The sequence below is a fragment of the Microbacterium sp. BF1 genome (assembly GCF_019279095.1).
GTDB classification, from domain to species: Bacteria; Actinomycetota; Actinomycetes; order Actinomycetales; family Microbacteriaceae; genus Microbacterium; species Microbacterium maritypicum.
In genome coordinates, this window is record NZ_JAGYWT010000513.1 from 1 (window position 1) to 1,697 (window position 1,697).

2 protein-coding genes are annotated in these 1,697 nt (G+C 66.8%); both read left to right on the forward strand.

Translation table 11 applies throughout. The features are described from left to right. Positions 1 to 238 (forward strand): methyltransferase (locus tag KZA10_RS14270; protein ID WP_218683215.1); only part of this gene is annotated, 238 nt, incomplete at its 5' end. Positions 239 to 575: 337 nt separating this feature from the next. Continuing rightward, positions 576 to 1,697 (forward strand): glycine betaine/L-proline ABC transporter ATP-binding protein (locus tag KZA10_RS14275; RefSeq protein WP_218683216.1); only part of this gene is annotated, 1,122 nt, incomplete at its 3' end.

A 1,697-nucleotide genomic window follows, 5' to 3' on the forward strand; every position in this document is an offset into this window, starting at 1 on the left:
GCTGCTGAACCCGCCGTTCCACCTCGGGGCGAGCGTCCACACGGGGGCGGCGACCCGCCTGTTCGAGGCCGCGGCGCGCGTGCTCCGACCCGGCGGAGAGCTCTTCACGGTCTACAACTCCTCGCTCGCGTATCGTCCGGAACTCACCCGGCTGATCGGTGCGACCACGCAGGTGACACGCACGGCGAAGTTCACCGTGACGCGCAGCATCCGCCGTTCCGACACGCCCGATTCCTGACGCCGGGGCCCTCGTCAGGGGGATTGTTGAATACCCGTGCAATTCCCCGGTCAGCCGCTGAAACTCGCGCAGGTCGAGCACCGGGGATTTGCCCCTGATCGGCCATTTCGTTACGTTGGAACGTGGGCCTGACGGCCCGAAGACCAGTCCGCGACCACGTCCTTCTTTCGATGAGCTGTGCTGCGAAGAGGCGTGGACGTACGGTCGATGCTCTATCGCGGCGGATCCGAAATCCGCCGCCTGTGCCGCCACAGCGATCATGTCGAACGGCCCCGAGAGCTCACCCGGGCGTAACCGGAGCAGGCTCAGCCACCCGAAGGCGAGCCGCGGGGGAAACGTGTCCGAAATCGCTCTCGAAGCGCGCAATCTGTACAAGGTTTTCGGTAAGAATCCGAGCACCGCCGTCCGTCGGTTGAAAGCCGGTGAGAGCCGCACCGCCGTCGCGGATGCCGGTACCGCAGCGGTCATCGACGCCAGCTTCACCGTCAACCGCGGTGAGATCTTCGTCATCATGGGGCTGTCCGGATCGGGCAAGTCCACCATCATCCGCATGCTCAACGGGCTGCACGATGTCACCTCCGGAACCGTCACGGTGAACGGTGATCCCATCACGGGCATTCCGTCGTCGAAGCTCCGCGAGATCCGTCGCGACCGCATCTCGATGGTCTTCCAGCACTTCGCCCTGCTGCCGCACCGCTCCGTCGCCGCGAACGTCGCCTACCCGCTCGAGCTGAAGGGCGTCGGCAAGGTCGGGCGCCTGGCCAAGGCCGAGGAGATCCTGTCCCTGGTGGGTCTCGAGGGTCAGGGCGAGAAGCTCCCGTCCGAGCTCTCCGGTGGCATGCAGCAGCGCGTGGGGATCGCCCGTGCGCTCGCCGCCGACAGCGACATCCTGCTGATGGACGAGGCATTCAGTGCGCTCGACCCGCTGATCCGTCGCGAGATGCAGGAGCAGCTGCTCGAACTGCAGCAGAAGCTGCAGAAGACGATCGTCTTCATCACGCACGACCTGAACGAGGCCATGTTCCTCGGCGACCGGATCGCCGTGATGCGCGACGGCCGCATCGTGCAGATCGGCACCCCCGAGGACATCCTGATGGACCCGGCCAACGACTACGTCGAGCAGTTCGTGCAGGACGTCGACCGCGCTCGCGTGCTCACCGCCGCGAACGTGATGGAGCGCCCGCGCCCCGTCGTGCCGCACACCGCAGGTCCGCGCACCGCGCTGCGCCAGATGCGCGATGCGTACATGTCGGCGACCTACGTGGTCGGTCGCGACCGCCAGCTCGTCGGTGTCGTCACCGACCGGGATGCGGTCAAGCTCGTGCGCAACGGCGCGACCACTCTCGACTCGATCCTCAAGCCCGTGCTGCAGAGCGTGCGCGAGGACGAGGTGCTGATGAACCTGTTCGTCCCCGCCGTCGAATCACCGCTGCCGCTCGCGGTGACCGATGCCGACGGC